At 74.6% G+C, this 25,026-nt stretch carries 19 protein-coding genes and 1 tRNA gene; 14 read left to right on the forward strand and 6 right to left on the reverse strand.

Translation table 11 applies throughout. The features are described 5' to 3' along the window. Nucleotides 1-6: 6 nt before the first annotated feature. Together ACFZP7_RS17695 and ACFZP7_RS17700 are read right to left on the reverse strand one after the other, a co-directional pair. On the reverse strand, nt 7-795 hold the full coding sequence (locus ACFZP7_RS17695) for a GntR family transcriptional regulator (RefSeq protein ID WP_385634771.1): 789 nt from the start codon (nt 793-795) through the stop codon (nt 7-9). A 211-nt stretch (nt 796-1,006) separates the two neighbouring features. Continuing rightward, nucleotides 1,007-1,384, reverse strand: coding sequence for a DUF6344 domain-containing protein (locus ACFZP7_RS17700; RefSeq protein WP_385634772.1), 378 nt, complete (start codon nt 1,382-1,384; stop codon nt 1,007-1,009). Between the two features lie 337 nt (nt 1,385-1,721). Between ACFZP7_RS17700 and ACFZP7_RS17705 the strand changes: the two genes are divergently transcribed. Continuing rightward, nucleotides 1,722-1,850 carry a DLW-39 family protein gene (locus ACFZP7_RS17705; protein WP_003999697.1) on the forward strand — a complete coding sequence of 43 codons (129 nt, stop codon included), beginning with the start codon at nt 1,722-1,724 and terminating at the stop codon, nt 1,848-1,850. Between the two features lie 246 nt (nt 1,851-2,096). Continuing rightward, nucleotides 2,097-3,383, forward strand: a complete 1,287-nt coding sequence (locus tag ACFZP7_RS17710) for a hypothetical protein (RefSeq protein WP_385634773.1) — start codon at nt 2,097-2,099, stop codon at nt 3,381-3,383. Between the two features lie 10 nt (nt 3,384-3,393). Here the strand turns inward: ACFZP7_RS17710 and ACFZP7_RS17715 are convergent, their stop codons facing one another. Further along, nucleotides 3,394-5,550 carry a protein kinase domain-containing protein gene (locus ACFZP7_RS17715; RefSeq protein WP_385634774.1) on the reverse strand — a complete coding sequence of 719 codons (2,157 nt, stop codon included), beginning with the start codon at nt 5,548-5,550 and terminating at the stop codon, nt 3,394-3,396. A gap of 87 nt (nt 5,551-5,637) precedes the next feature. Continuing rightward, on the reverse strand, nt 5,638-6,186 hold the full coding sequence (locus ACFZP7_RS17720) for a DNA-binding protein (RefSeq protein WP_030971354.1): 549 nt from the start codon (nt 6,184-6,186) through the stop codon (nt 5,638-5,640). Between the two features lie 179 nt (nt 6,187-6,365). Here ACFZP7_RS17720 and ACFZP7_RS17725 point away from each other — a divergent pair. Further along, nucleotides 6,366-6,438 (forward strand) — tRNA-Ala (locus tag ACFZP7_RS17725). Nucleotides 6,439-6,500: 62 nt separating this feature from the next. Here the strand turns inward: ACFZP7_RS17725 and ACFZP7_RS17730 are convergent. Then, a complete protein-coding gene (locus ACFZP7_RS17730) occupies nt 6,501-10,397 on the reverse strand; it encodes an amino acid adenylation domain-containing protein (protein WP_385634775.1) in 3,897 nt (1,298 codons plus the stop codon). Between the two features lie 194 nt (nt 10,398-10,591). Between ACFZP7_RS17730 and ACFZP7_RS17735 the strand changes: the two genes are divergently transcribed. The 10 genes from ACFZP7_RS17735 (at nt 10,592) to ACFZP7_RS17780 (ending at nt 20,822) form a co-directional block, all read left to right on the forward strand. Continuing rightward, nucleotides 10,592-11,173: an NADPH-dependent FMN reductase gene (locus ACFZP7_RS17735; RefSeq protein ID WP_385634776.1), complete on the forward strand. Its 582-nt coding sequence runs from the start codon at nt 10,592-10,594 to the stop codon at nt 11,171-11,173. Nucleotides 11,174-11,277: 104 nt separating this feature from the next. Then, nucleotides 11,278-11,892 carry a serine O-acetyltransferase EpsC gene (gene epsC, locus ACFZP7_RS17740; RefSeq protein ID WP_030971351.1) on the forward strand — a complete coding sequence of 205 codons (615 nt, stop codon included), beginning with the start codon at nt 11,278-11,280 and terminating at the stop codon, nt 11,890-11,892. Nucleotides 11,893-12,190: 298 nt separating this feature from the next. Beyond that, a complete protein-coding gene (locus tag ACFZP7_RS17745; protein WP_175438192.1) occupies nt 12,191-13,126 on the forward strand; it encodes a PLP-dependent cysteine synthase family protein in 936 nt (311 codons plus the stop codon). Next, nucleotides 13,123-14,406 (forward strand): MFS transporter, encoded by a 1,284-nt coding sequence (locus tag ACFZP7_RS17750; protein ID WP_385634777.1) that lies wholly within the window; start codon nt 13,123-13,125, stop codon nt 14,404-14,406. Before ACFZP7_RS17745 ends, ACFZP7_RS17750 begins: the two co-directional genes overlap by 4 nt. Beyond that, nucleotides 14,403-16,892: an ATP-grasp domain-containing protein gene (locus ACFZP7_RS17755; RefSeq protein ID WP_385634778.1), complete on the forward strand. Its 2,490-nt coding sequence runs from the start codon at nt 14,403-14,405 to the stop codon at nt 16,890-16,892. Before ACFZP7_RS17750 ends, ACFZP7_RS17755 begins: the two co-directional genes overlap by 4 nt. Then, nucleotides 16,889-17,893 carry a cysteine synthase A gene (gene cysK, locus ACFZP7_RS17760; protein ID WP_385634779.1) on the forward strand — a complete coding sequence of 335 codons (1,005 nt, stop codon included), beginning with the start codon at nt 16,889-16,891 and terminating at the stop codon, nt 17,891-17,893. The genes ACFZP7_RS17755 and cysK overlap by 4 nt, the downstream gene beginning before the upstream one ends. Beyond that, on the forward strand, nt 17,884-18,093 hold the full coding sequence (locus tag ACFZP7_RS17765) for a 4-oxalocrotonate tautomerase family protein (protein WP_019324731.1): 210 nt from the start codon (nt 17,884-17,886) through the stop codon (nt 18,091-18,093). Before cysK ends, ACFZP7_RS17765 begins: the two co-directional genes overlap by 10 nt. A gap of 47 nt (nt 18,094-18,140) precedes the next feature. After that, nucleotides 18,141-19,079, forward strand: coding sequence for a hypothetical protein (locus tag ACFZP7_RS17770; RefSeq protein ID WP_385634780.1), 939 nt, complete (start codon nt 18,141-18,143; stop codon nt 19,077-19,079). A 139-nt stretch (nt 19,080-19,218) separates the two neighbouring features. Continuing rightward, on the forward strand, nt 19,219-20,472 hold the full coding sequence (locus ACFZP7_RS17775) for a hypothetical protein (protein WP_031017517.1): 1,254 nt from the start codon (nt 19,219-19,221) through the stop codon (nt 20,470-20,472). Between the two features lie 179 nt (nt 20,473-20,651). Next, on the forward strand, nt 20,652-20,822 hold the full coding sequence (locus tag ACFZP7_RS17780) for a hypothetical protein (RefSeq protein WP_019324734.1): 171 nt from the start codon (nt 20,652-20,654) through the stop codon (nt 20,820-20,822). On the opposite strand, the gene ACFZP7_RS17785 is transcribed toward ACFZP7_RS17780, so the two are convergent. Further along, nucleotides 20,819-23,830 carry a BTAD domain-containing putative transcriptional regulator gene (locus ACFZP7_RS17785; RefSeq protein ID WP_385634781.1) on the reverse strand — a complete coding sequence of 1,004 codons (3,012 nt, stop codon included), beginning with the start codon at nt 23,828-23,830 and terminating at the stop codon, nt 20,819-20,821. The two genes, ACFZP7_RS17780 and ACFZP7_RS17785, sit on opposite strands and share 4 nt — an antisense overlap. A gap of 394 nt (nt 23,831-24,224) precedes the next feature. Between ACFZP7_RS17785 and ACFZP7_RS17790 the strand changes: the two genes are divergently transcribed. Continuing rightward, nucleotides 24,225-25,001 carry an isoprenyl transferase gene (locus tag ACFZP7_RS17790; RefSeq protein ID WP_220672159.1) on the forward strand — a complete coding sequence of 259 codons (777 nt, stop codon included), beginning with the start codon at nt 24,225-24,227 and terminating at the stop codon, nt 24,999-25,001. The last annotated feature ends 25 nt before the right edge of the window (nt 25,002-25,026 follow it).

Here is a 25,026-nt window from a genome sequence, read left to right on the forward strand (position 1 = left end):
CGGCACTCACCACCTTTCCAGTCGAGTGGTGAACAGAAGTTCCGTGCGGTCGCCGGGCAGCGTGACGTAGGAGACGTCCACCACGCGGCCGTCGACGTCGTACGAGGTCTTGCGGAGCAGGATCACCGAGGTCCCCGGCGGCAGGTCCAGGGCCGCGGCCTCCTCCGGCGTGGGCGGGCGGGCGGTGAAGCGCTCCTCGACACGGTCCACTTCGATGCCCACGGTGTGGAGCTGGTTCTGGGTGCCGCCCGGCCAGGGTTCCCTGGACTCGTCCAGCAGGTCGGGGTTGGCGGCGATCATGTCGCGGACCAGGTAGGAGGTCACGAGGCTGAAGGGGGCGGACTCGGCCGCGTAGCGCGTCCGGTAGGTGCGCCGCAGCAGCACGGTCCCCTCGGGGACGCCGAAGGCCCCGGCCAGTTCGGCGGACGCCCCGATCTCCCGGTACTCCGCGTGGAAGACGAGGTCGTCGGGGTGCAGGCCGGTGTCGCGTTCGGTGGCGCCGGTCGCGGCCCGGGTGGCGAGGGGGGTGCGGGCGCGGTCCTTCTCCCACTGGTGCCGGCTGTTGTCCCGGACCGCCGGGGTGCGGGGGCGGCGCACGAAGGTGCCCCGGCCGTGGTGCTTGTCGATCAGGCCCTCGTCGCTCAGCAGCCGCAGCGCGTTCTGCACGGTCGGCACGCTGCGCCCGTAGTGCCGGGCGAGGTCCGTCTCCGAGGGCAGGCGGTCGCCGGGCTTCCGCTCTCCCTCGCGGAGGGAGCGCCGCAGGTCGTCCGCGATGACTTCGTACGCCTTGGGCACGGGCACTCACCGGTTCCGGGTGCGGGGTTGGTGCCGCCCAGCGTACGACTCCTCAAGAGGACTTGATGAGTCGGGGTCGTGAGCCGGGTCTCTCCCGGTGGCCGTCGCCCGGAACGGCGGCGGCCCGGCTGCTCCGAGGAGCGGCCGGGCCGTTTCTGGCGTGTGGTGCGGTACGCAGATCGCCGGTCGGTTCGGTGGTGCGCGGGGCGGATCAGCGTTGGATCGGGGCGGTGTGCTGGAGGGCGGGGTGCCGGGTCTCGGACTCGGCGGTGTCGTCGTCGCAGAGGAGACCGGTGGCGGTGGCCGTGGCGTCGCCGGCGGGGCGGTGGCGGCAACTGGGGGCCTTGCCGTGGGCCTCGGCGCGGATGCGCTGTTTCATCGTGGGGGGCAGGGAGCCGGTGCGGGACCGGGGCCGTGGGATCGCCACCGTGGGTGCCGTCTCGGGCGAGGCGCTCTCCGTGTTGCTGTGCGTGCCGCTCTGCGGTACGGCGGCCGAGGCCGTCGTCGTGACGAATCCGAGCGCCGTGCACAGCGCGAGGAAGGCGGTGACGATGGTGGTCCACAGCGTCATGACCTTGTTCCGGGCCATAACCCCTCACTTTCGGGTTGGGCGATTTGCGTACTTTCCTCATGATGTGTATGAGCCCCGCGAAGTGATGGACCGACGCCCGTGGCGCGGCGATGTTCTGATGAACACCACCCGGATGGCCGCAAAGAGGCTGAAAAGGTCGAAAACCGGGAGGAAAGGGGGCGGATGTGGCTGTCCGTGAGGACGTGATCATGTTCCGCCGGGCCGTCTCCGCCCGCTTCTCCGAGGCTCCGGAGACCCGGAGTCGGCCGCCGACGCAGGTAACCGATCGGTATCGGCCGGTGTGTATAGTCGGGCGCCAGAGGTCCCCTACGTCAAGGAAAGACGAGGTCGCGCGGTGAAGAAGCTTCTCCTGGTCGCACTGGCCGCCATCGGCGGGCTCCTCGTGTACCGCCAGATCCAGGCGGATCGCGCCGAGCAGGATCTGTGGACGGAGGCGACTGACTCCGTGCCCACGGGTTCGTGAGTACGACCGACATCCGGTTCTGAACAGACCCCGGCCGTCCAGCGGTCGGGGTTTTGTGTTGCCCGGAACTCCCCGAATTCCCGGCGGGGGCGCGGGAGTACGGGCGCGCGCGGCAGGATGGACTCCGGTCCGGTCCGAAGCGGCGGCGACAGCGCCGACGAGCGCGAGGGGTGGCGGGTGAGGGGACGGCGGTGCGGTGGCCGACGGCGGCAGCGTGCGGGGGCGCGGAGCGGGCGGACGACGCGGGTGACCGCGGTCTCCGCCGTCCTGGCCACGACCGCCGCCCTGCTCACCACGGCCGTACTGCCCGGCTCCACGGCGTCGGCGGCCGGTGCCCCCGCCGGATACGCCTTCGACGGCGACGCCCGGCGCGTCGAGGGCGCGAGCGGCCCCTCGGACGCCGTACCGCTGGAACCGGGGGCCACGTACCGCAGTTCCCTGCCGCGCGACGGCACCCTCTACTACCGGCTCGACCTGGACGCCGCCTCGGACGCCTATGTCGCCGTCACCGCCGTACCCGGCACCGGTGAGGTCACCGCGGTCGACGGCGTCCGGGTGTCGGTCCAGGACGCCGACGGCACCTCCTGCTCCTCGGACAGCGCGACCTTCGGCGCGGCCCGCAGTCCCCGGCCGGTCACCGCCTGGGCGGTGCGCGAGACCGATCCCGGCGGGACCCGGTGCCAGGAGCCCGGGACGTACTACGTGACCGTCGAGCGGAGCCGGCCCGAGGACTCGCCGCCGCAGGACTGGGACCTGGAGCTGAGCGCCGTCACCGAGCCCCGCCCCCGCGAGGCCGGCGCGAGCGAGGCGCCGGAGTCCTGGGACTCCGCCTCCCCCGAACCCGTGGCCGGTGAAGCGGAACGCCGGGCGGGCGGTGACGGCTTCGCCGACGCGACCCCGATGGGACCGGGCGCCTGGCGCGACGACATCCGTCCCGGACAGACCCTCTTCTACCGGGTGCCGGTCGACTGGGGCCGCCGGCTGCACGCCACGGCCGAACTCGGCGGTTCCGGCGACCGTTCCGGCTATGCCACGGCCGCCCTGCGCCTGGCCCTCCACAATCCCGTGCGCGGCGAGGTCGACGACGCCGCCAAGGGCTACACCGGCCGGGAGACCGCGGTCGGCCTCGCTCCCCTGCCGCCGGTCGCCTACGCCAACCGGTACGCGGCCGACGGACAGGTCGCCGCGATGCGGTTCGCCGGGGCGTACTACCTGGTGGTGCACCTCGCCGCCCAGGTGGCCGACGACTTCGGCGAGGGCCCCTTCGCCCTGACCCTGCGCGTACGGCTGGAGGGAGCCTCGCGGACCGGGCCCGAGTACGCGGGGGAGCCGCGGCCCCGGGGCGTCTTCGAGGTCCCGGTGACGGAGCGGGCGGCGGCACCGGGGGCCGGGGGCACGGACGACGACCTCGCCCTGAAGGCGGTCGCCGTGGGCGGGATCGGCACGGGCAGCGCCCTGCTGCTGGGCCTCGGGGTGTGGACGGCGGTGGCCCGGCGCGGGGCCCGCGGGGTCCGCGGGCCCGGCGGGGCGTAGGCGGGCCGGGTCAGAGCCGGGCCAGGGCCCAGAAGCCCACGGCGTAACAGACCAGCGCGAGCAGCAGCACGGGCACCGCGACGCGGGTCGGCGGCCCGCCGCTCCGGCGGCGCCGACGCCGGGCGGCTCGGTGCTGCGGTCGCGCGGGGACGGGGGTCGGGGCAGGGGCGTGTGCCGGTGGGGGCGTGGACACCGGCGCGGTCTCCCGGGGGTTCCGGGCGGTGTACGGGGCGGTCACGGTGTCGGGGTCGCGCTGCGGTGCGGGGTCGAGGTCGCGCTGACGTGCGGGCGGGTGCGGCGGGTGCGGGTCCGCGAGCGGCGCGCCGTGGTGCGGAGGCGCGGGCGGGGCGGCGGCCGAGGCCCGCGGGGGCGGCAGCCGGAAGCTGCCCGTCTCCGACATGGCGGCCTCGGCGGGCCGGGCCGGGGAGTCCGGCGAGGACGAAGGCGTGGCGGCGGGGTGCGGGGCGCCCGGTGTGCCGGGCCGCCGGGGTGAGGGTCCGCCGCCGAGGGCGCTGGGGGCGCCCTGGTCCGCTGCCGGTGTGTGCGGCGGGTGCGCCCGAGTCGATGGCGTGGGGTCCGGGGGCGCCGGGGTGCGGGCGGGGGGAGGGGCCGCGCCACCGGAGGCGGGCGGTGCGGCGTCGACGCCGGGCGCTGTGCTCGGCGGGGGCGGCGGGGTGGCGCGTACGGCCCGCGGGGTGACCGGCTCCCGGTCGGACAGCGGTGGCGTCCCGGTCGGGACCGGGGAAGGGGGGAGGCCGCCCGGGGACGGTACGGACGCCGAGGAGGGGGGTGCGAGGGGGCCCGGCGAGGACCATGGCGTGCCGGGTGGCGGTGTTCCGGTGTGTGCCGGGCTGTTCGGAGGCTCGGGGGCGGGGTCTGTGCCCGGTGATGGGGTGCCGGGGCCGGTCGGGTTGCCGGGTGGGGGTGCCGGCCGCCCGTCGGAGGAGGGTGTGAGGGGGGTGGGTGAGGGCGACGGCGTGCCGGGTGGCGGTGTCGGGGTGTGGGCCGAGCCGGTCGACGGCTCGGGGGCGCGGTCTGTGGCCGGTGGGGCGGTACCGGACGGGTCGCCGTCCCCGGGTGCCGATCGGCGGCCGGAAGGGGGAGCCGGCGGAGGGGCCGCGAGGGGCGGGGAGTCGGAACGGGGCGCCGGTGGCGTGCCCGGACCGTGGGCGGAGGGCGGCGTGACCGGACCGAGGGGGGAGGGTGGCGTGGCCGGGCCGTGGGGGGAGGGCGGCGTGGCCGGGCCGTGGGCGGAGGGTGGCGTGCGGTTCAGGCCGGTGGCCCGGACGAGGGGGCCGTCGGCGGTGAACCCGGGGGGCAGCGGGCCGACTTGGTCGAAGATCTCGATCAGCTCGTCGTCGGGGCCGGGCTCCGGCAGCAGTTCCGCCGCCGCGGCCAGCGCCTTGCGCGCCCCCGTCGCCGTACGGAACCGCGCCGCCGGGTCCGGCTGCACCAGCGCCGCCACGACCTGCCACAGCGGCTCGGGAATCCCCTGCGGCGCCGGCGGCGTCCCGTGTTCGGCGAAATACTGCACCAGCGCCTTGGCGTCCGGCTTGGCCCCCTCCAGCAGGTACAGCGCGACCAGCCCCACCGCGAACAGGTCGGCCGGGAAGTCCGGCTCCGCGCCCATCATCTGCTCCGGGGCCAGGTAACCCGGCGTCCCCACCACGAGGTTGGTCTCGGTCAGCCGGGGCTCGCCCAGCCGCATCGCGATGCCGAAGTCGGACAGCCGCAGCCGGGGCCGGCCGGTCCCGGTCGCCTCCAGCAGCAGGTTGGCCGGTTTGATGTCCCGGTGCACGACGCCCTCGGCGTGCACGGCGGCCAGACCCGCCAGGAGCTGGTCGAGGAGCGTGCACACGAACGCCGGCGGCAGGGGGCCGTAGTCCCCGACCAGGTGGACCAGCGAACCGCCCGCCACCAGGTCCATGGTGAACAGGACCTGGTCGTCGTCGGCGGCCCAGCTCGCGGGCGCGAGCACGTTGGGGTGATCGATCCGCAGGGCCTGTTCCCGCACGAACCTCAGCAGCGCGTGCGCGTCCCGCTGCTGGAGCACCTTTGCGGCAACGTACCGCCGGCGCCGGTGGTCCCAGGCACGCCAGACGGCGCCCACCCCGCCCCGGCCGACCGGATCGACCAGCTCGTACCGGCCCGCGAAGACCTCACCCATGGCCGTGCGCCGCTCCTCCCCTGGGACCTGTCGCCGCCACTCCCCGGCCCGGCCGCCGCACCCCCGAGCGGCGGCCGGGACCCGGGGTCAGTTCTGGTGGGACTGGTAGTGCGCGACCGCATCCGAGGTGCGGCCCGCGCCGTACACCCGCAGGAACTCCGCCAGCTCGGGGTGGGTCGGCGTGAGCGCGTCCGCCGCCTCGATGATGTCCCCGGCCGCCGCCACCGAGCGCAGCAGCGACTGGATCTCGCGCACCACCCGCTTGACCGTGGGCGCCCCCGAACCGCTCGTCGTCTGCGTGGTGTTGTTCAGCACCGACCCCCCCTGCGACTTCTTGATCTCGTCCATCCGCTCCGTCGCCTCGGCCGCGCTCACGCTGCCGTCCGCGACCTGCCCCGCCAGGTCCTGCAGCAGCTGCACCCGCTGGACCACCGCGGGATTCCCGATCTTCGCCCGCTGGCCGCTCATCAGCTGCGACAGCATCGGCGCGGACAGTCCCAGAACCCCCGCGAGACGAGCCTGGTTGAGGCCAAGATCGTCGATGAGCCTACGGAAGAGCGCCCCCAGTGGCTCCCCGTACCAGTTCCGCTGCAGTTCCCGCGCTCTTGCGGTGGCTTCCTGCTGTGCGGCGTCCATTGCGTCTCCCCATCGCTTCCCCAAAAACCGCAGTTCGCTCCAGCGAACCACGCCGAGCATCTTACGGAGCGTGGTCGTTTCCGGGGACCCCCAATCATTTGTGAGATACGGGGGGCGACCCGGTACTCTTGTCTGCGGCACCCACCGGTGCGTGCGCGTTCCGGTCGGAAGCCGCTCCAGGGGCCTTAGCTCAGTTGGTAGAGCGCTGTCTTTGCATGGCAGATGTCAGGGGTTCGACTCCCCTAGGCTCCACAGCAGGCCGAACGCCCTCCGGGACATCCTCCCGGAGGGCGTTTCGTCGTGCGGGGCCCGGCTCAGAGCGTCGGCAGCATCACCTCGCGGACGCGCGCCGCCAACTCCCCCACACCCTCCTCCTTCAGCACTCCGTAGTGGTCGCCGGCGAGGTCGACGACGGTCGGGGGCGCCGTCGAGTAGCCGGAGCTGCCCTCCAGGAAGGAGTAGTCGTCGCCGCGTGCCTTGAAGACGGTCACCGGCGCGGAGACGGTGCGCTCGGCCAGCTCGCGGAAGGTGTAGTCGAACTCGTACGTCGTGGCGACGATGCGGGTGATGCGGCGGATCGTCGCCTCGTCCAGCGCGGGCACGAGCCGGTGGACGTACGCCACGAAACCGTCCTCGTCGCGGGTGGCGGCGAGGCAGGCGTCGAGGTCCGGGCCCTCGATGGTGCCGGTGAAGACGGAGAAGAGGATCGTCACGTACGCCGGGTCGGTGTAGGAGACCTCCCGGCCGCGGGCGGTCCCGCCGCGCACCTTCGGGTTGCCCGGGCAGATGAGGAGCAGGTTCTCCACCTTCTCCCCCGCCTCCTCCAGCTGCCAGGCCGCCTCGAAGGCGACGCGGGCGCCGAAGGAGTACCCCCACAGCGTGTACGGGCCGTAGGGCTGGACCCGGCGGATCTCGGCGATGTCGGCCCGCGCCGTCTCCCGGATCGTGCCGTACGGGGTCTCGTCCGCGTTGATGCCGTGCGCCTGGATGCCGAGGACGGGGCGGTCGACGCCCGCCGTGCGGCCCAGCAGCCGCAGGTTCATCGGGTAGCCGCCGAGGCCGGGCCAGCAGAAGACGGGGCTGAAGCCGCCCTCGCGGGCGAGCGGGACGAGACGGGAGGCGGGGGCCGGCGCGTCGTCGTCGATGCGGGCCGCCAGATCCCTGAGCCGCGGCGCCTCGAAGATCACCTGGAGGGCGAGGCGGGTGCCGAAGTGCCGGTTGATCCTGTTGATCAGCGCCACCGAGACCAGGGAGTTGCCGCCGCAGGCGAAGAAGTCGTCCTCCGCCGACACCTGCGACACGTCCGGGTACTTCAGTGCCGTGCCCCACGCCTCGGCCAGCCACTCCTCGGTCGGTCCGGCGGGAGCCACGTACGGACCGGCGGGCCGGGCGGCGGCCACCTCGGGCGAGGCGGCGAGGGCCTTGGTGTCGACCTTGCCGTTGGCCGTCAGCGGCAGGGAGTCCAGCACGAGGACCCGGCCCGGGACCATGAAGTCCGGCAGGAAGCGGGCCAGTTCGTCGCGGATCATCTCGGCCGGGCCCTTGGTGTGCACGGAGTCCTCGTACATGCCCTCGCTCGCGGCCTGCCGCTCGCTGACCCGGCCGCCGACGAAGAAGTACGAGGCCCCGCCCGCCCGGCCCGCGGCGGCGAGCAGGTCGTCGAGGCGGCGGGCGGCCGGCAGCGGGTGACCGGACCGGGAGGAGTAGCCGGAGGACATGAGGCCGAAGCCCGGGACGCGCTGGAGGTGGTGCAGGCGGGTGCCGAGGGCGATGTACTCCAGCCAGGGCTCGGCGGCGCGGCTGACGGCGCTGATGCCGAACGCCGCCCGCCCGTACACGCCCTGGTTGATCGCGATGACGTGCCGGGCCTCGACCACCTCGTCGCCGAGGCGTTCCAGCGTGCCGTCCGCGTACCGGTACAGGCCGTGCGGCAGCCCCGCCACGCGGTCCCCGTGCGCCTGCACGTACAGCTCGGTCGGGTCCTGGGGCGGGCGGCCGTCGGCGGCGGTGATCGTGAAGGTGCCGAGGTAGTGGTCCTCCTCGGCGACGTCCAGGGCCGAGTGGACGGCGGGGAAGTGGCCGAGCGGCGCGATGGCCAGGCCGTGACCGGGGAGCATCTCCTCGAAGACGCCCAGCATGTGACCGGCCTCGAACTCCAGGACCTCCCGGATGTTGTTCTTGTAGACGGGCTCGATGGCCCGGGTCCGGCCGAGGAAGTGCACCAGGAGACCGTCCGCCGGGCAGTGGCCGGTGCCCTCGCCGACGCGCACCAGGGTGTGGTCGACGGGGTGGTGGTAGTACACGCCGGCCGCGAGGCCCGCGGCGCCGCCCGACTCCACGTACAGCTGGGTCGCGTAGAGGGCGCCCGGTGAGGCGTACGCGTACTTGGGCAGCAGTCGCTCCTCGCTGCGGTACTGGCCGAACCAGCGCAGCAGCACCCCCAGTTCGGTCAGGGTCAGGTCGGCCAGGGGGCGGGAGCGCCCGTGCCGGGGGCGGGGCGCGAGCAGGGCCAGGAGGTCGTCGCGGGTGACCGGGCCGCCCTCGTAGAAGCGGTAGGTCTTGCGGGCGAAGACCTCGCGCCGCTGCTCGGGCGTCGGGGTGCGGCCGGGCAGCTTGACGACGGGGCGGCCGGCGAGGCGGTCGGCGGGACGCAGCCCCGGGTTGGACAGCTGCGCCTTGACCTGGAGCTTCGACGCCTTCGACTGGTGGTGGGCGCCGCGCTCGCCGCGTACGTCCTGGTCCATGACCGCCGCCGTCCTCGGGTTCAGCTCGACGCAGGCGACCAGGGAGGGACGGCCGGTGCGGGGGTCGTCGGTGACGACCGCGGCGGCCCGGCGCACCCAGGTGTGCTCCTCGACGCGGGAGGCGACCTCCTCCAGCTCGATGCGGTGGCCCCGCAGCTTCACCTGGCTGTCGGTGCGGCCCGCGAACTGCAGGGTGCCGTCCGGGTTCCACCGGCACACGTCACCGGTGCGGTACAGCCGCCCGCCCGGTTCGAGGGGGGAGCGCACGAAGGCGCGGGCGGTCTGGTCGGGGCGGTCCAGATAGCCCCGGGCCACCTGGACGCCGCCCAGGTACAGCTCGCCGGTCTCGCCGACGCCGACCGGGGCCATCTCCTCGTCCAGGACGTACGCGGTGACGCCGTCGACGGGGAGCCCGATGGGGACGGTGCAGTCGTCGCCGTTGCCGAGCCGGGCCGGGTCGACCCGGTGGGCGGTGGCGTTGATGGTGGTCTCGGTCGGGCCGTAGAGGTTGACGAGGGCGACGCCGGGCAGCTGCTCGCAAAAGGCGCGGGCCAGGCGGTGGGTGAGGGCCTCGCCGCCGGAGTAGACCCTGGTCAGGGAGGTGCAGGAGGAGAAGCCCTCGGTGTCGAGGAGGGCCTGGAGCAGCGTCGGCACGCACTGCAGGGCGGTGACGCCGTGCGTCCTGACCGCCTCGGTGATCGCCTCCGGGTCGCGGTACGTGCCGGGAGCGCCCATGACGACACGGGCGCCGGTCGCCGGGGCGAGGATCTCCCACTGGGCGGCGTCGAAGCTCATCGGCGTCTTCTGGAGCACGGTGACGTCCGGGCCGAGGTGGCCCTCGGCGGCGAGCCAGCGCAGCTGGTTCACGACCGACCGGTGCTCGATCAGCACCCCCTTGGGCCTGCCGGTGCTGCCCGAGGTGTAGATGACGTACGCCAGGTGGTCGGGCGACGGGGCGGCGGGACCGGCGAGGGCCGCGGTGGCCGCGGTGGGGTGCGCGGCGGCGGTCCCGGTCACCGGGGCGTCGGCCGGGGTGACGATGACGGTGCCCGCGGGGGCCAGGGCGGCGAGCCGGTCCCGCAGCCGGTCCTGGGTCACGATCACCCTCGTACCGGAGTCCTCGATCATGTAGCGGAGCCGGTCCTCCGGATAGTCGGGGGAGAGCGGCAGGTAGGCGGCGCCCGCGGTGAGGATGCCCCAGACCCCGGTCATCAGCTCGGTGGACGGCTCCGTGAACAGGCCGACGCGGTCCTCGGCGCCGACCCCGAGGCCGGCCAGCCGGGCGGCCAGACGCCGGCTCGCGTCGAACAGGTCGCGGTAGGAGAGCCGTTCGGCACCGAAGGCGACGGCCGTCTCCCCGGGCCGCAGCCGGGCCTGGTGGGCCAGGAGTCCGGGCAGGCCGGTGTCCGCGGCCTCCGGGACCGGCTCCGGGCCCGGTATGAGCGCACTCTCGGTGTTCATGTGCATTGCCCCCCGCAATGTGGTGATCAATGGGTGGCGGACCAGGAAAGTCGTGCGTCCGAGATCACCGACTGTGGTGCGGGGGCGTACCCGATTCCTTCCGGTCCTGTTCCGCACCGGCACGGGACCGGGCCGGGACCGGAGCGGTATCGCGGGCGGTCACGCTGGCGGCAGTCGAGACCCGCAGAGGATGAGCCGCCGTGACCAAGATCGTTCTCGTATCGGGGAGTCTGCGCCGGGACTCCCTGAACACCACCGCCCTGCGCACCGTGCGACGCCTGGTGCGGGAGCGGCCCGCCGGCCCCGACGGGCCGCACGAGGTGGCGATGCTCTCCGTGGGGCTGCTGCCGCTGTACGACGGTGACGTCGAGCGGTGCGACGGCTCGGCCGCCGTACGGGAGGCCAAGGAGCTGGTGCGCGGCGCGGACGCGCTGATCGTCAGCACCCCCTCGTACAACGGCGAGATGTCCGGCGCCCTGAAGAACGCCCTGGACTGGCTGTCGCGGCCCGGTGGCGCCAGCCCGCTCACCGGCAGGGTCGTCGCCCTGCTCAGCGCCTCGCCCGGCGCGCGCGGCGGGGTGGACGCGCAGCCCGCGCTGCGGGGTGTGCTGAGCCGCTGCGGAGCCCTCGTGGTGGACCACGAGCCGGTCGCGCTCGGCCGGGCGGGCGAGCTGCCCGTGACCGACGGGGAGTTCACCGATCCGGCCGCCGTCGGGGCGCTCGGCGGCCTGCTCGACGCGGTCTTCGCCGCGGTGCGGCAGCCGGTCGACGTGCCCGCCTGAGCCGCCGCCCGCGCACCGACGCGTCCGCGCACCGACCCGCCCGCGCACCGATCCGCACTCGCCCACCGACCAGCCCTCGCCCCCGCAACGACTACGGAGCCCTCATGCCGGAACGAGAACAGCCGGGCCTCCTGCGCACGATGCGCGAGGACCTCGGTGTGGTCGTCGAGCGTGACCCGTCCGTCCGCAACCGCCGCGAAGCGCTGCTGCACCCGGCGCTGCCCGCCCTGTGGACGCACCGCGTCGCGCACCGGCTGCACCGTCGCGGCCGGCGTCTGACGGCCCGTCTGCTCGCCCGCGCCGCCCGGCGCGCCACCGGGGTCGAGATCCACCCCGGCGCCGAACTGGGCCGCCGGGTCTTCATCGACCACGGTGCGGCCGTGGTCATCGGCGAGACCGCGCAGGTCGGTGCCGACGTGACGATCTACCACCAGGTGACCCTCGGCGCCGTCGGCTGGTGGACCGACGTACGGCGCCCCGCGGGGGAGCGCAGGCACCCCCGGGTGGGCGACGGCGTCGTCCTCGGCACGGGCGCCACCGTGCTCGGCCCGGTGACCGTCGCCGACCACGCGGTCGTCGGCGCCCAGGCCCTGGTGGTCAGGGACGTGCCCGCGTACGCGAAGGTCCTGGCGCCCACCGCGCGGGTGCGTCCGGCGGGCAGCCCCCCGCTCCTCGACGAGGACCTGTTCGCGGCCACGGCCTCGGCGGGGTCGTGGTGAGCGGGCGCCGTCCCCCGGGCGATGCCCCGCCCGGACCGGCACCCGTGCCGGCTCCGTCCGGACCGGCACCCGGACCGGCCCCGTCCGGACCGGCCACGTCCGGACCGGCTCCCGTGCCGGTGCCGAGCGGCGCCGCGCCCCGGCTCCCGAGGGCGCCCGGACGTCCCACCGCGCCCCGGCGCACCCCCTCCGTACCGCCCCATGCCCCGACCCCGAGGACGACACCGTGACCGCGGCCATCGCCGAGAACGCCACCGACCGCTCCACCGACAGCCCCGCCGCCGGCCCGGCCGAGAACATCGCGGACGGCATCGAAGGGCTGGTCGGCTCGACGCCGCTGGTGCGGTTGCGGCCGGCCGGTGTCCCCGACGACGTACGGGTGCTGGCGAAGCTGGAGTCGGCCAATCCGCTCTCCAGCATCAAGGACCGGGCGGCCCTGTTCATGCTGCGGGCCGCCGAGGAGCGCGGGGAGCTGGGGCCGGGCGGGACGGTCGTCGAGTCCACGTCCGGCAACACCGGCATCGCGCTGGCCGCGCTGTCCGCCGCGCGCGGTTACCGCTGTGTGATCGTGCTGCCGGACAACGCCACCCGGGAACGGGTCGCCACCCTGCGCCTGCTGGGCGCCCGCGTCGAGTTCACCGACCACACCCTCGGCTTCGCGGGCTGCGTCGAGCACGCCGAGCGGCTGGCCGCCCGGACGCCGGGCGCCTGGTACGCGAGCCAGCACACCAACGCCGACAACGTCCGCGCCCACCGCACGACGACCGGCCCCGAGATCTGGCGGGACACCGGCGGCCGCGTCGACGTCCTGGTCTGCTCGGTCGGGACCGGCGGCACCCTCACCGGCATCGGCCACCACCTGCGGGAACACAACCCGGACCTCCGGATCGTCGCCGTGGAGCCGTCCGGTTCGGCACTGCTGTCCGGCGGCGAGCCCGGCCCGCACCGCATCCCCGGTCTCAACGGCGGCTTCATCAGCCCCGTCACCGACACCGCCCTGATCGACGAGGTCGTCGCCGTCGACGACGCGGACGCCGCGGCCGCCACCCGGGACATCGCCGCCCGCAGCGGACTGCTGGTCGGCGTCTCCTCCGGCGCCGCCGCCCACGCCTGCGCCGTGCTGGCCCGCCGGCACGACCTCGCGGGCGCCACCGTCGTGGCCGTCTTCCCCGACACCGGCGAGCGCTACCTGAGCTGGTGGCCCGACGCGGCGGACGAGGAGGCCGAGCGGTGAGGTTCAGGGAGCTGCACCGCACGCTGCGGCTGCGCATCGTCATCGCGTTCGTCCAGCGGTTCTTCGACATCATGCTGGTCCCGCTGATGGTGATCCACTTCGCGAAGCTGTACGGCGTCGCCACGGCCGGTCTGATGACCCTGGCCGTCTCCGCCGCGGCCATCACCTGCAACCTCGTCGGCGGTCACCTCTCCGACACCTACGGCCGCCGCCCCGTCCTGCTCGCCGGCGAGCTGGGCGCGGGCCTGTCCTACGCGGGCCTCGCCCTCGTCGCCTCCCCCGTGGGGAACGGCGACGGCGTCGTCATGTACGTCCTGTACCTGGCCGCCGCCTCCTGCGCGGGCGTGGCGCTGCCCGCGAACGACGCCATGCTGGTCGACCTCACCACCCCCGAGACCCGCACCGGCGTCTACACCATCAACTACTGGTGCACCAACGTCGCCTTCATGCTCGGTTCGCTCGTCGGCGGCTTCCTCTACCACGGCTACTTCTTCCACCTCCTGACCGCCGCCGCCGTGATGCTGTGCGCGGTCACCGCGGTGACCTGGTTCGGCGTCTCGGAGACGGCGCCCGCCGGCGGCGTCGCCCACCCCCGGGGCGTGAAGTCCGCTCTGACCGGCTACGTCTCGGTCGTACGCGACCGGCTCTTCCTGCGCCTGGCCCTGGCCGCGCTGCTGGTCCGCTCCGTGGAGGTGCAGATCTCGTCGTCCATCGCGGTGCGGCTCGGCGAGGACTTCACGCCGCAGGAGCTGTTCCACGTCGGCTCCTGGCGGGTGGACGTCAACGGCGTGAACATGCTCGGCATCATGCGGGCCGTCAACACCCTGCTGATCGTCTGCTGCGCCCTGTGGGTGGGGCGGCTGCTGGGCAGGACCGACGAGCGGCGGCGCCTGGTGACCGGCGTCGCCGTGTTCACGGCGGGCTACATGGTCTGGGCGGTCAGCGGCGACGCCTGGACGCTGATCGCCGCGACCTTCGTGGTGACGGCGGGCGAGCTGATGAGCGCCCCGGTCAAGCAGACCCTGCTGGCCAACTCGGTGCCCGACGAGTCGCGCACCAAGTACATGGCGGCGTACGGCCTCCAGGTCCGCCTCGGACTGCTGGTCGGCTCGCTGTGCGTGACGGTCAGCGCCGTCGTCCCCGACTGGGGGATGGCCGGCCTCTTCGGCGTCTTCGGTGCCGGCGCCATCGTGCTCTACCGGTCGCTGTTCCGGGCCCAGGACGCCCGGGCCGCGGCCGCCGCGATCCCCGAACTCCCGGAAAAGGACAACGCACAGTGACCGAGAACCGCCGGATCCTCATGGTCCAGCCCTACCGGCAGCTGGTGGAGAAGGCCGTCGCCGCGGGATTCGAGGTGTGGTCCGTCTGGGACCCGGCGCTCCAGTCGGAGGACTACCTGCGGGACGTGGCCCGGCACTCCGCCGAGCTGCTCCTGACCGACTTCGACGACGAGGCCGCCCTGCGCGCCCTGGTCCGCGAGACCGCCCTCGCCCACGACGTGGCGCACGTGCTGCACCTGGGCCGCGAGTCCACGATGCTGCCCGCCGCCGAGGAGGCGCACGCCCTCGGGCTCGCCCTCAACCCGCCCGACGCCGTGCGCGCGCTCAACGACAAGGCGGCCATGCGCCGCCTGCTCGCCGAGCACGGGCTCTCCCCGGTCCGCACCGCCGTCGCCGGACACCCGGACGAGGTGCCCGGCATCCTCGACGGCTTCGGTTACCCGGCCGTCGCCAAGCCGACCCGGCTCCAGGGCAGCGCGGGCGTGCGCCGGCTGTCCGGCCCGCGGGAGCTGGAGCAGTGGCGGCGGGAGCTGGCCGCCTTCGGCTACGACGGTCCGGTGATCGTCGAGGAGTTCCTGTCCGGTCCGGAGTTCAGCGTGGAGACGCTCAGCGCCGACGGCGTCCACCACGTGGTCGGCATCACCGAGAAGCAGGTCACCGAGGGACCGCTGTTCGTGGAGACCGGGCAGCTCTTCCCGGCGCCGCTGCCGGCGGAGACGGCCCGCGCGGCCGCAGAGCTGGTCACCTCGCTCCTGGACGCCGCCGGGCACCGCTTCGGACCGGCCCACACCGAGATCATCCTCACCGCCGACGGACCCCGCGTCGTCGAGTCCCAGGCCCGGCTGGGCGGCGACCGCATCCCCCACCTGATCCGCCTCGCCACCGGCTACGACATCGAGGCGGCCGTCTTCGAGGCCCTGGCCGGCCGGCCCTGCGCACCCCGCCCCGCCGGGCGGACCGGCGCGATCTCCTTCTTCCAGCTGGAGCCGGGGACGGTCGAGCGGGTCGAGGGACTGGACGCCGTCGAGGAGCTGGACCACGTCCACGACCTGCACTTCCCGTTCGGTCCCGGCGACGAACTCCCCGTCACGGTGCACTCCGGCAGCAGGCACGGCTTCGTCGTCGTCACGGGCGCCGACGCGGACCAGGCCCGGCGGCGGGCCCGCGAGGCCCAGGCCCTCCTGCGGGTGACGCGCCGGTCGGAGCTGGTCAACGCCGTGCACAAGGAGCCCGACCGGCCGATGGTGCCCGAGCGGACGCTGCTGGTCCTCGGCCACCTCACCGAACCCCTGCGCATCGCCAGGGACCTCGGCCTGAACGTGATCCTCATCCAGCACAAGGACAAGTTCGACCCCGAGCAGGTCCGTCTCGCCGACGTCACCTTCATCGCCGACTTCACCGACTGGACGGTCGTGGAGCCGCTGGCCAGGGCCGCCCACCAGCTGTGGAACTTCAGCGCCGCGATCTCGCTGACCGAACCGGGTCTGGAGATCGCCGGACGGGTCAACGACCTGTTCGGCCTCGGCGGCACCGGGTACGAGACGGCCCGGCTGCTGCGGGACAAGCTGGCGATGCGCCGTCACCTGGCGGCGGTCGCGCCGCGGTTCGCCATCGGCGCCGAGCCGCTGACCGGCCGGGACAGCCTCGCCGCCTTCGGCCGCGCGCACGGCTACCCCTTCGTGGTCAAGCCGGTCGACCTCACGGCGGGCTTCGGGATCTTCAAGGTGTCCGGGCCCGAGGACGTGGACGCGGTGTGGGAGCGGGTGGGCGCCGTGCGCGACGCGGGCGTCGACCGGGGCACCACGCTCTACGAGGTCCACGACTACCTCATCGAGGAGTACATCCCGGGCCCCGAGTTCAGCGTCGAGACCTTCAGCTTCGCCGGCCGCCACGTCGTCGTCGCCATCACCGAGAAACTGGTCGACGAGACGCACTTCGCCGAACTCGGCCACGCCCTGCCGGCCCGGCTCGACCCGGACGACGAGCGGGCCGTCGAGGAGGCCGTCGCCGCGTTCCTCGACGCGATGGGCGTCCAGGACGGGCCCGGCCACACCGAGATACGGCTCTCCCCGCGCGGGCCGCTCGTCATCGAGGGCCACAACCGCAACGGCGGCGGCCACATCCAGACCCTCGTCGAGGCCGCGTACGGCATCGACCTCACGCGGTACGCGATCGCCTGGCCGTTCGGGCTCGTCGACCCGCTCGACGGGCGGCCCGAGGCCCGCGCCGCCGGTTGCGCGCGCGGCGTCACCGGCCGGCCCGGCACCGTCGCCGAGGTCACGGGCGTCGCCGAACTGCGCGCCCACCCCGACGTGCTGGTCGTGGACATCGCGGCGCGCAAGGGCTCCGTGGTCCGGGCGGCGCGGGACAACTGGGACCGCCTCGGGATGGTCGCCGTGACCGCCGAGGACACCGCCAAGGCGGTCCTGCTCTGCGAGGAGCTGGTCGCCACCCGGCTGACCGTGCGGATGGAGGGGGACCGGTGAGCGCCACGCGGACCGTGCCCGCCGGGCGCCCGGCCGTCGCGGACGGCATCGACGATCTGGTCGGCTCGACGCCGCTGGTGCGGCTGCGGCCGGCCGGTGTCCCCGACGACGTACGGGTGCTGGCGAAGCTGGAGTCGGCCAATCCGCTCTCCAGCATCAAGGACCGGGCGGCCCTGTTCATGCTGCGTGCCGCCGAGGAGCGCGGGGAGCTGCCGCCCGGCGGGACGGTCGTCGAGGCGACCTCCGGCAACACCGGCATCGCGCTGGCCGCGCTGTCCGCCGCGCGCGGCTACCGCTGTGTGATCGTGCTGCCCGACAGCGCCACCGCCGAGCGGATCGCCCTGCTCGGCGCGCTCGGCGCCGAGGTGGTGCGCACGCCGCGGGACGCGGGCTACCCCGGCGCGATCGCCAGGGCCGAGGAGATCCACGCGGCCACCCCCGGCTCCTGGTTCTGCCGCCAGCACGAGAACCCGGACAACGTGCGGGCCCACTACGCGTCCACCGGCCCGGAGATCTGGGCGGCCACCGCGGGCGAGATCGACGTCCTGGTCTGCGGCGTCGGCACCGGCGGCACGCTGACCGGCATCGCCCGGTACCTCAAGGAACGCGACCCCGCGGTGCGGATCGTCGCCGTGGAGCCGGAGAACTCGCCGGTGCTCTCGCGCGGCACGGCCGGACAGCACCGCATCCCCGGCCTCAACGGCGGTTTCGTCGCCGCCGCCACCGACGTGTCGCTCATCGACCGGATCGTCACCGTCTCCGACGAGGACGCGATGGCGGCGGCCCGCGCCCTCGCGCGCCGCCAGGGCGTCCTCGCCGGGGTGTCCTCCGGCGCCGCCGTGCACGCCTGCGCGGAGCTGGCCGCCAAGCCCGAGTACGCCGGGAAGACCCTCGTGACGGTGCTGCCCGACACCGGCGAGCGCTACCTCAGCGAGTGGGGCTCCCCCGCCCCCGCACCACCGTCCGCCCCCGTGGAACAAGGAGAAACGCCATGCCGGTGATCACCGTCGACTGGTGGCAGGGCAACGACCGCGCCGCCCGCGCCGAGCTGGTGGCCGAACTGACCCGGACCACCGCCCGCGTCGCCGGCTGCCCGCGGGAGGCCGTCACCGTCCTCGTGCGGGACGTGCCACGCGGCCACTGGGCCACCGGCGGCGTCCTCGCGGACGAACCGGCCGACCGGCCCGCCGGCACCCGATAAGGACCCTCGACTTTCCCACCCTCCCCACCTCACAGACGGGCGCTCCCATGCAACGTCCCGGTGACTCCCGGCGGCTGCTCCTCGTCGGCGCCCGAGCCGAGACGGCGGCCAAGGCCCGGGCCGCCGGATTCCGTGTCTGGCGGCTGCCGGACTCCGCCTCCGGCCACCCGGCCGACCCCGCCGCCGAGGTGCGGAGCCTGACCCACCGCCACCGCATCGGCCGGGTCCTGCACACCGGGGACGGCCGGGCCCGGCTGGCGGCGCTGGAGGACGCCGACGCGACCGGACTCGCCCTGACCAGCGCGCGGTCCGTGCGGCGGCTGACGGACCCGGTCGCGCTGCGCCGGCTGCTGCGGGAGGACGGCCGGTTCGCCGCCCGCAGCAGGGAGACGGCGTCGGCCGCCCAGGCCGCCGAAGCCGTACGGGAGACGGGACTCCCGGCGGTCGTACGGCACTGCGGCTCCCCGGACGGCCGCACCGCCCTGCTGTCGGAACCCGGCGACCTGACGGAGTGGCGGGCCGCCACCCGCGACGGGGACGGTCCCTTCCTGGTCGAGGAGTTCGTCGAGGGCCCGCTCTTCGTCGTGTACGCCCTCACGGTCGACGGCCTCCACCACATGCTCGCCGTCACCAACCGCCGGTCCGCCGGCGCCCTCGTCACCGAGGTCTGCCCGGCGCCCGTGGGCAACCGGCAGGTCGCCGAACTCCGTTCGGCCGCCGGCGCGCTGCTCGACCTGGCCGACTTCCAGTGCGGCCTCGCCCACGTCACGCTGGTGCTCGGCGCGGACGGGCCCCGCATCGTGGGGTCCGGCACCGGCACCGGCCGCCACGGCGGCGAACTCCTGCGGGCGGCGGCCGGTTTCGACCCGGAGACCTGGCTGTTCCGCGCGCTCGCCGGAGAGCGGGTCACCCGCCCGGAGCCCTGGCGCACGGCCACCATCGCCCACCGCCTCCCGCCCCGGCGGTCCCCGGCGGCGGTCCCCTGAGAACCGGCCGCCCCCGCGCCCGACGGCGACCCGCCCCGCCCCCGCACCCCGCCCCCGCGCCCGACGGCGACCCGCCCCGCCCCCGCACCCCGCCCGCCCCGACGGGCCCCGCACGCCCCCAGCACCCCGGAGGTGACGCGTGAGCGTCCTCGTACTGCACCGGTTCCCGCTCGACCCCTTCCCCTACGACCGCTGGCTCGCCGACCACGACGGCGGCGTCGTGATGATCGCCGCCCGGGACTGCGTCGAACGCGGCGGCGAACAGGTGCCGGAAGGACACGGCGGCTACCGGCACCTGGAGATCGTCGACAGCTTCGACGACGACGAGGACATCACCCGCCGCGCCCTCGCCCTCGCCCGGCGGCACGGGGTCACCCGGGTCATCGCCCACCACGAGGCCGAGCTGCTGCGCGCCGCCCTGCTGCGCGAGCGGCTGGGCCTGCCGGGGCCGCGCCGCGAGGACGTGCTGCCCTTCCGCGACAAGGTGCTGATGAAGCGCCTGGCCGCCGAGGCCGGCATCGAGGTGGCCGCGCACACCGTGCCCGGCACCGCGGACGACGTCCGCGCCTTCGCCCGCCTCCACGGCCTGCCCCTGGTCTTCAAGGCCCGTGACGGCTTCGGCTCGATCGGCCTGCGCATCGTGCGCACCGAGGAGGAACTGGCCGACCACCTCCGGCGGGAGTTCCCGGCCGGCGCGGCACCGCGCGAGGACGTGCTCCTGGAGGCGTACGTGCCGGGCCGGATGTGCCATGTGGACGGCCTGGTCGCGGGCGGGCGCACGGTGCTGTCCTGCCCCTCGCAGTACCAGTACGACCTCGCGTCCTACCGGACCGACCGGGGCGCCCGCATCGACCTGACCCTCGACCCGGACGACCCGGTCGCCACGCGGCTCGTCGCCCTGACCGACCGACTGCTGCGCGTGCTCGGCGCACCCGCCGACACCGCCTTCCACGCCGAGATCTTCCACACCCCGGACGACCGGCTGGTCCTGTGCGAGATCGCCTGCCGGCCCCCCGGCGGCCGCATCCGCGACGTACTGAAGGCCGTGTACGAGGTCCACCCCGTGGAGTACGCGGCCCGCGCCGAGGCCGGGCTGCCGCTGCCCGCCCTGGACGGGCTCCCGCCCGGCGCGCTGCTCCGCCCGCTGCGCATGGCCGGCCAGGCCCTGATCATGAAGCGGCCGGGCGAGGTCCGCGCCGTACCGCGGCCCCCGAGCGAGCCGTACGTGGAGTTCTACGGGGTCTTCGCGCGGCCCGGCCAGCGCCTCGGTCCCGCCGAGATCTCCTCCGACTTCCTGGCCGCCGCCGTGCTGACCGGGGACACCCGCGCGGTGTGCGAGGAACGCCTGCGGGCGGTCGGCCGGCGCTTCGAGCGGGAGATCGTCATCACCTGACCGGCGGGTCGGGGAGCGCGGCCGGGACCGGGGCGGACACGCAGCGTGTTCGGGCGGTATCCGCTCGGTATCGGTTCGGGAGCGGCGCTCGCCACCATGGTCATGTCGCCGACGGGGCCGGGAACGGAGCCCGCCGGGGACGCGACCTCGCACGTCAGCCGCCACAGGGAGTCACGCACATGCGCAGCAAGCCGGCCGCCCTCATCGCCATCGGCGCGGCGCTTTTCGCCGTCATACTCGCCCAGGGCCAGGCCCACCAGGACGTCCGCGACGGCTCCGCGCCGCGCACGGTCCAGGCCACCAACCACAACGGTCCGGACGCCCCGGCCCCCGTCGCGCCGATCGACTAACGCGCCGGCTCCGGCATCCCCATCTCGTCGAACAGCAGGTCCGCCCGCTCACGGTGACGCGCCGCCCCGGCCGCGTCACCGAGCGCCTTCATGGTCCTGGCCATGCCGTCGAAGGCCCGCGCCAGTTCCACCCGGTACTCGATGGCCTCCGCCCAGTGCGCGGCGTGCTCGTGCAGGGCCAGGGCCTGCGCGTACGCGCCTCGATGGCGGTGCAGCCGGCCGACGATGTTCTCGATCTGGCAGCGCCGCAGCGTCGTGCCCCGGGTCCGCACCAGGGCCAGGGCCCGCTCCTCGTACGCGGGCGTGGCCCGGCCCAGACGCTGCCCGGCGTCGGCGGCCAGCGCCAGCGACAGCGCGATCTCCTCGGGCAGCGCCGACTCGTCACCGCGGTCGAGCGCCCGCTCCACACAGCGGGCGGCCGCCTCGGGCGCGCCCAGCCCGAGGTGGGCGACGGCCAGGTCGTTGAGGGCCATGACGTGCACGGCCGGATCACCGTCCGAGCGGTGCAGGGAAATGGCCTCCTCGGCCACCTCGGCCGCCTTCTCGTACTGCCCGAGCCACGCGTACACGGTGCTCAGATTGCACAGCGCCATCTCCTTGCGCATCGCGTTCTCGTGCAGGGCGATGCTGCGGATCAGGTGGTCCCGCCCCTCGGCCAGATGACCGAGGCTGCTGTGCAGCAGCCCCAGCTGGTCGAGGCTGACGGCCTCCCCGTGCCGGTCGCCGCAGGAACGCGCGAGCCCCAGCGCCTCCTCGGCCGCCGCCAGACCGTCCCGGAAGCGGCCGGTCTTCCAGTGCGAGGACACCAGATTGGACAGCCCGGCCCGCAGCGCCCACGGCTCGCCCAGCCGCCGCGCGGACTCCACCGCGTACCGGGCGACCGTCTCGTACTCCTCGAAGTAGCTGCGCAGATGCAGATGGAAGAGGACATTGCGGGCCAGGAACCCGGTCTGCCGGTCCAGTCCCCGCTCGTGGCAGAGCCCCACCGCCGACAGCAGCGCCCGGTGCTCCCGCGCGAACCACGCCCGTGCCTCGGCCGCGTCCTTCGGCGCGGGCAGCTCGGCCGTCGTCGGCGGCAGCCCCGGGGCGTGCCGGGCCCGGCCCGGGAACAGCACGGTGCAGGCCTGCTCGGAGGCGGCGACGTAGTAGTCGACGACCCGCTCGACCGCGGCCCGGTCGGCCTCGGCGGTGCCCTCCGTGCGCAGCGTCTGCGCGAAGCTGCGCACCAGGTCGTGCAGGCCGTAGCGCCCCATCTTCTGCTGCTGCACCAGGTGCACGTCGAGCAGCCGCTCCAGGATGTCCTCCGCGTCCCACCGGTCCGTGCCCAGGAGGGCGGCCACCGACTGCACGTCCACGTCCGTGCCCGGGTGCAGCCCGATCAGCCGGAACGCCGTGCGGTGCCGCTCCTCCATCATCTGGTACGACAGCTGGATCGTGGCCGCCACGCTCCGGTCCCCGGCGCTCAGCTCGCCCAGCCGCCGCCGCTCGTCCCGCAGCCGGTCCACCAGGTACTGCACGGTCCAGCGGGAGCGGTTGCACAGCCGGGCGCTGGCGATCCGCAGCGCCAGCGGCAGTTGCCCGCACAGCTCGGCCAGTTCGGCGACGGCCTCCGGCTCGGCCGCCGCCCGCTCGTCGCCCAGCGTCTCCGCGAGCAGCGTCGTGCTGTCCTCCGGCCGCATCACCCCGATGTGGATCCACTCCGCGCCGTCCAGCTCCACCAGCCGGGCCCGGCTGGTGACGATGACCAGGCACCCCGGTGAGGCCGGCAGCAGCGGCAGCACCTGCGCGGCGTCGAGCGCGTTGTCGAGCAGGAGCAGGACCCGCCGCTCGGCCAGGGTGGCCCGCCACAGGGCGGTGCGGCCGGACTCGTCCTCCGGCACGCGCTGGTCCGGCACGCCCAGTGTGCGCAGCAGCGCGCCGAGCGCGGCGGACGGCTGCACGGGCTTCTCGACCGGCGAGTAGCCGCGCAGGTTGATGAAGAGCCGCCCGTCCGGATACGCCTCCGCCAGCTGGTGCGAGGCCCGCACCGCCAGGGAGGTCTTGCCGCTGCCGCCCATGCCGTCCAGGGCCACGATCCGGGTCCCGTCCGAGGGCCGTTGCGCGCCCGCGAGCAGTTGCCCCAGCTCCCGCTCCCGACCGGTGAAGTCGGTCAGGTCGTACGGGAGCGTGGACGGGGACAGCGGCGCCGGCGGCTGCGGCGCGGCGGGCGGCGCGGGCGCCGGGGCGGCGGGCTGCTCGGGGGCGGCCAGCTCCTCGGCGTCGCGCAGGATCGCCTCGTACAGCCTGGTCAGGCGCGGCCCCGGGTCCATGCCCAGCTCCTCGACGAGCAGGGCGCGGGCCCTGCCGTACTCCTCCAGCGCCTCCGCGGCCCGCCCGGAGCGGTACAGGGCGAGCATCAGCTGGCCCCGCAGGTTCTCGCAGAGCGGGTGCTCCGCGACCAGGGCGCGCAGGTCGCCGATGAGTTCACCGGCCTCGCCCCGGTCCAGCCGCAGTTGGTAGAGCTGCTCGGTCGCGGTCAGCCGCCGCTCGTCCAGGGCGGTGGCCGCCGCCGTGAGCGCCGTGCCCCCGCGTCCCGCCATGACGGAGCCCCGCCACAGGGCGAGCGCCTCGCACAGCCGGTCGGCCGCCTGGTCCGTCAGACCGGCGGCGACGTCCCGCCGGGCCTGGGCGGTCAGCCGGTGGAAGCGGCTCAGGTCGAGCTGGTCGTCGTCCACGACGGCGCGGTAACCGGGGCCGTCGGTGACGACCAGGGAGGCCCCCTCCGGGATGCGGCGGCGCAGATCGGCGACGGCCTTGCGGATCTGGTGGACGGCCGTCGCCGGCGGATCGTCGTCCCAGACGGTCTGGACGAGCCGGGTGACCGGCACCACCCGCCCGGGCTCCAGCAGCAGAGTGACCAGAACGCGTTCCTGGATGGGCCCCCCGAGCCGTATCCGGTGCCGGTCGGCCCAGATCTCCAGTGTCCCGAGAATGTTGCAGCGCACCGTGTGCGGCGCGGTCGTCGTCATACGAGCTCCCCCTGGCTCATGTCACGCAAAAGCCCTGGTAGGGCTCGCCACCAAGGGAAGATAACCGGCCGCCGCCCGTGACGGTACGACTTCGGGCAGTGACGGGGGACACCCGCCCGCACGCGCCGTCGCCCCGGCGCGGCGCAGGTCGGCAACCTCCTTGCCGGGTACCGCAGTTGGTCGACCGGCCCCGCCGGGGCCCGTGCGCGGAACGGACGCGGTCCGGAAACCCGCACCGACCTCCCGGCGCCCCGCCGAGCACCCGGGGGCGCTGTCTGCTCTTGATATCGTCACCCCACAGGGCACCAGCGCCACACCCCTGCGGGGCGGTGCCACGTGGCTCATCGCCGTCGCAGCTGTCCGGTCGCTGCCGACGAGGTGGAAGGGGTAGACCATGCGGGCGAAGGTACGGGCCGCTCTCGACGCGCTCTATATGAAGCGGCTGGTCAGAGAGCTGGAGGGCCGCCCACGCCCCCAGCACATCGGCATCATGCTCGACGGCAACCGCCGCTGGGCCAAGATGTCGGGCATCGACGACCCGCGCGAGGGCTACCGCGCCGGCGCCGCGAAGGTGCTGGACTTCCTGCGCTGGTGCGACTCCGCGCAGATCGAGCACGTCACTCTGTTCATGCTCTCCGACGACAACCTGCACCGGCCCGAGGAGCAGCTGACCCCGCTCATCGACATCATCGCCGAGGTCGTCGAGCGGCTGGCCGCACCCGGCAACCCCTGGCCCGTCGAGGCGGTCGGTGCCCTGGACCTGCTGCCCGCTGAGTCCGCGAGCCGCCTCAAGACCGCCACCGCCGCCACCCAGGGCCGCAAGGGCGGCACCAAGGTCGACGTCGCCGTGGGGTACGGCGGCCGCCGGGAGATCGTCGACGCCGTACGGTCCGCGCTCACGGAGCACAGCGCCCAGGGCGGGGACATCGACGAGTTCATCGAGACCTTCACCATGGAGCACATCTCCAAGCACCTGTACTCCAAGACGCGGTCCGAGTCCGACCTCATCATCCGCACCTCCGGCGAGCAGCGCCTCTCCGGCTTCCTGCTCTGGCAGTCCGCCTACGCGGAGGTCCACTTCTGCGAGACCTACTGGCCGGACTTCCGCGAGATCGACTTCCTGCGGGCCCTGCGTTCCTACTCCCTGAGGGAACGCCGCTACGGCCGCTGAGTCGCCGTTTCACGTGAAACATCGC

This window comes from Streptomyces sp. SudanB5_2050, assembly GCF_964272335.1.
In the GTDB taxonomy this organism is placed as follows: Bacteria; Actinomycetota; Actinomycetes; order Streptomycetales; family Streptomycetaceae; genus Streptomyces; species Streptomyces rochei.

Bases quoted from the DNA above. Each gene is read 5' to 3' on its own strand.
- ACFZP7_RS17700 (WP_385634772.1), bottom strand. From the start codon at position 1,384: ATGGCCCGGAACAAGGTCATGACGCTGTGGACCACCATCGTCACCGCC.
- ACFZP7_RS17715 (WP_385634774.1), bottom strand. From the start codon at position 5,550: ATGGGTGAGGTCTTCGCGGGCCGGTACGAGCTGGTCGATCCGGTCGGC.
- ACFZP7_RS17720 (WP_030971354.1), bottom strand. From the start codon at position 6,186: ATGGACGCCGCACAGCAGGAAGCCACCGCAAGAGCGCGGGAACTGCAG.
- ACFZP7_RS17730 (WP_385634775.1), bottom strand. From the start codon at position 10,397: ATGCACATGAACACCGAGAGTGCGCTCATACCGGGCCCGGAGCCGGTC.
- epsC (WP_030971351.1), top strand. From the start codon at position 11,278: ATGCCGGAACGAGAACAGCCGGGCCTCCTGCGCACGATGCGCGAGGAC.
- ACFZP7_RS17765 (WP_019324731.1), top strand. From the start codon at position 17,884: ATGCCGGTGATCACCGTCGACTGGTGGCAGGGCAACGACCGCGCCGCC.
- ACFZP7_RS17770 (WP_385634780.1), top strand. From the start codon at position 18,141: ATGCAACGTCCCGGTGACTCCCGGCGGCTGCTCCTCGTCGGCGCCCGA.
- ACFZP7_RS17780 (WP_019324734.1), top strand. From the start codon at position 20,652: ATGCGCAGCAAGCCGGCCGCCCTCATCGCCATCGGCGCGGCGCTTTTC.
- ACFZP7_RS17785 (WP_385634781.1), bottom strand. From the start codon at position 23,830: ATGACGACGACCGCGCCGCACACGGTGCGCTGCAACATTCTCGGGACA.
- ACFZP7_RS17790 (WP_220672159.1), top strand. From the start codon at position 24,225: ATGCGGGCGAAGGTACGGGCCGCTCTCGACGCGCTCTATATGAAGCGG.